The organism is Caldicoprobacter sp. (assembly GCF_047459465.1).
GTDB lineage: Bacteria > Bacillota > Clostridia > Caldicoprobacterales > Caldicoprobacteraceae > Caldicoprobacter.
On record NZ_VSCO01000157.1, the window covers coordinates 1 to 3,777 of the forward strand.

Sequence of the window (3,777 nt, forward strand, 5' to 3'; positions counted from 1 at the left end):
CACCGTTCAGAAATGGTCATTTTAGGCTTACCATTCGGTTGCAACTTAAAATAGGAAGCAACTCGGTGTATTCCTGCATGGAGATCACTAATAGATAAAGCCACAGGAACACCGTGTCTTAGATATTCGCCCCGAATAGATGTGCCCGTTACTGCATTGCGGTTTTGAGTGGAAGGATCGATCCAATAAGCGTACACAGGGTATTTCGCACTCATAAATTGGATGTTTTTAGCGTGATATTCCACTAATTGGTTCTTTTCGTAGTATTCCTGAAAAACATACAGCTCCCCAGTTCTTGGGTTCATGGCTGCCCAAACAGCAGCTGTTGGGTTTTGTAAACCATGGTCAATGCCCACATAGACAGGCCATTCTGGGTCAGGTTCTTTATGGGGAACCACATAAGGATAGTTAGGCTGAAACTCTGGATAGACTTGCCCTTCAAAAGCCGTCCAGTCAGCGTAAATATACCGCTTGACCCAGCTCTCAGGGTAACTGTTCAACAGCCCCTGCACATAGTCTTCTGGGAGGTAAATGTTCTCCGTCGTTGGGGCTTGGAAGTACGCATAATCTTTCTTCTTACCGTGATCTTTCACAAACCGAGACCATACCCAACCCTTCTCTGGGTTGGTCGTTGCAAAACCCGTTCGTCTGGGAACCGTGTTCCTCCGAAGACGGGATTCTAGCATCAACCAGATTTCCTCGGACACTTCCGTTAACTCATCTATATAAAAAGCGCCCAGATTAAGAGATTTGTATTTATTGGGCTCATCCATTGAACGGAAAATGACAACAGAGCCATTCTGATAAGTAATCGACATCTCCGACTTATTAAAAGCAACCTCCAGTTTGCCGCCCTTGAGAACAGGCGTTGGTACGATTTCAAGGAAAGTCTGGAGAGTGGTGTCTCGTAGGTTGGTGTATGTTTGAGCGCCTACCAATATAAAGTTGCCAGGATACCGCAAAGCGAGCTGGTTAGCTTCCTGGCAGCCGCACAGGGTTTTACCAGAGCCAAACCCTCCCGCATACAGGCGGTACTTTGCTGGGGAAGCATGGAAAGCTGCTTGAGCAGGGAGGGGATCATAAAACATCTCTAAATAACCGCACTTTTCGCAAAATCCCCACCAGATTCCAGAACCTACCTTGTAAGGCTTTCCGCAGGATTTACACGGTCTCTCATTGTACGGTGCTTGTTCCATCGTTAGTCCCCTCGCTATTTACGTCAATGACAATTTTGGATTTTTCTTCCTTTTTATCTGGATCGGGGATATTAGTGATGATCGTAATATGAGGTGCTTTTGTTTCTTCTTTTTCGGTAGCTGTGACTTTCATGAACTCCAAAAGCATTTTCTGTTGGCGACCTTTTCCCATCAGGGCCTGTTCGTAGATGGTGTTCATCACCGCTGGGAGACGGGCGAGGTAAAAGTCTCTCATCTTTTCCACGGCCCAGCGGAGGAAGTTCGGATTATCAAAGTAGGCTTGCAGCTCCTCAACAGAAAGGCCAACCCGTTTGGCTTTGTAGGTGTCGGGCATTTCCGTAAATTCGGGGTCGGCCATCAGTTTAGCGATCTTTTCTGCGTAAGGATCTTTATCGAAGGTCGGTTTGACCAGGGTTGACTTTTCTTCAGCTTTCCTTAAAGACTTTGACATGGCCATCACCTAGTTTATAGGAGTGGCTAGAGAATTTTTTACTAGATACTACTTCTAGTATACCATATATCGATTAATCAATACAATACTCTATGTAATACGCAATTTCTTCTTCACCTTTCCGAAACCTGTTGACAAGTTCCTAAGCAGGCAGTATAATTCAATATGTCGCTTTACAAAACGTATGTCCTTTGCGTCAAGAAAAAGTGAAGGAGAGCGCATGTCCTGTTCAGTTAAAACAGGTCAGCAAGCTGAAAAACCTTGATATTATGCCGGGGTGGCGGAATTGGCAGACGCACAGGACTTAAAATCACCGAGTTAACAGAATTTGTAAAATGGCTTAACAGCGCGGTTTTTAAAGCCTCGGCATAACAAAAAACTGGACAAGTCCTGTACTCTTAGAAACAGCTGCTCTCCTTCACAGTCCTTTCGGACGGGAGGAGAGCTATTATTATGCGCTTGGATGAGGCAATGGAGTACGTCTTGTGGGTTAAGCAAGCAGATGGGTGTGCGGATTTTACGTTACGTGATTACAAGTACCATTTAAGCTCGTTTATAAGCTGGGCAGAAAAGGAGGGGATTGTTGAAGCTGAACAGGTAACGCCTGAAGTCATAAGGAAATACTTAAAGCTGGGTGAAGATCGGGGGAACGCTGTACGAACAATTAACAGTCGAATTAGGTACCTTAAAGCGTCGTTTAATATCCTGGTAGAAGAAGGGCTTCTAGAGAAAAACCCAGTGCAACCTATCAAACTGAAAAAAGAGCCTCTGGATACGGTACAGCCATTAAGCGACGAAGTAGTAGAGAAACTGTTGGCCCAGCCTGATAAAGGGACGTTTATTGGGCGGAGAAATTATGTGTGCATGTTGGTAAGTTTAGACACAGGCATACGCCCAAAGGAGCTTTTCGGGCTAAATGAGGCCGATTTTCAGGGGACCCATATAATTATCCCTCCCGATGTTGCAAAGGACCGTGAGAGGCGGTTTTTGCCCCTTGGAGAGGGCGTTGTGAGAGAGTTAAAGAAGTACTTAGCAATCAAAAACGGCTGGGGAGGAGAGATTCTCTTTCCGAACCAGGACGGAATGCGTTTAAAAACACGTAGTTGGGGCGATACTTTGAATAAGTACGCTAAAAAAGCAGGGCTGGAAGGCGTAAAAATCACGCCGTATTCGTTTAGGCACACGTTTGCGGTTAACTATTTAAGGAATGGTGGGGATGTTTTTACATTACAGAAGATTTTGGGTCATACGACTTTGGAAATGACGAGAATCTATGTGCAATTAAGTGACTTAGATGTTAAAATGTTGCATAAGGAAGCTTCTCCTGCTGAAAAATTTATTAGAGCAAAAAGGAGGCGAAGGTAGAGTGACGACTTTGGTGAGGAGTGCGAAAGGAGGAAATCGTATGTTGTATGAGTATCAGGTAAAAAGCATAGAATACTTGACAGCCAATAGAATGAGCCGCCCTGTATTGGCGCCAGGGTTTCCATATATTTCTTTCAATGCGGTTGAGACTTTACACCTTATGCAAGCAATGAAGGTGTTGCATAGGGATAGTGTAATGGAGGCCATTTTTGATAACAAGAAAAAGGATCGGACAACCAAAATTACCGCTGCCAATAAAGTGCTGAACTTGTTGGTAAACAAAGGGTATGCTAAGGTAGCTGCTGCGGATTATGCGTTAGGATACTTTTATACGCTAGACAAGAGAGGGATAGAGTATTTGAGGATGGACCCGAATGAGATGATTGAGTCGGTAGGGACTAAAGAATTAGCAATGTATTACGTACTCAATAGAGTGTTTATTTCATTAGTCAAAAAATATCGTGATGAGTATGATATATACTGGGGAGTCGAGATAGGTCGCGAGCCTGCGGACGGATACTGTCGTTTGAAGAAAGACAAAGAAGAGAAAATAATAATGGTGAAGTTGCTAAAACCAGTTAATGTAAACGATCAAGTCAAAGAAATTAAGAAGCTGGTGGAGGAAATACCGAATTCGTTGTTGTGGCTTGAGGTGGATGATGTGTTAGTAGCTTCTCCCTTTAAAGTGGATAGCTATCTTGAGATTATGAAAGATAGGGAAATCTGTGTAGACGAGGATAAAATTAAAGCATGGGTAAGATCGTC

The 3,777-nt window shown here is 43.9% G+C and carries 4 protein-coding genes; 2 read left to right on the top strand and 2 right to left on the bottom strand.

Translation table 11 applies throughout. From position 1 onward, the window contains the following. A partial coding sequence (locus FWJ59_RS08500) for a phage terminase large subunit (protein WP_414481514.1) occupies positions 1–1,196 on the bottom strand: 1,196 nt, incomplete at its 3' end. Further along, positions 1,174–1,647, bottom strand: a complete 474-nt coding sequence (locus tag FWJ59_RS08505) for a hypothetical protein (protein WP_414481515.1) — start codon at positions 1,645–1,647, stop codon at positions 1,174–1,176. The genes FWJ59_RS08500 and FWJ59_RS08505, both read right to left, overlap by 23 nt. Positions 1,648–2,100: 453 nt before the next feature. Between FWJ59_RS08505 and FWJ59_RS08510 the strand changes: the two genes are divergently transcribed. Both FWJ59_RS08510 and FWJ59_RS08515 read left to right on the top strand, forming a co-directional pair. After that, the gene (locus tag FWJ59_RS08510; protein ID WP_414481516.1) at positions 2,101–3,012 is read left to right on the top strand and encodes a tyrosine-type recombinase/integrase; all 912 of its coding nucleotides are present in this window, start codon (positions 2,101–2,103) and stop codon (positions 3,010–3,012) included. A 40-nt stretch (positions 3,013–3,052) separates the two neighbouring features. Continuing rightward, the coding region (locus FWJ59_RS08515) for a hypothetical protein (protein ID WP_414481517.1) at positions 3,053–3,777 on the top strand (725 nt) is incomplete at its 3' end.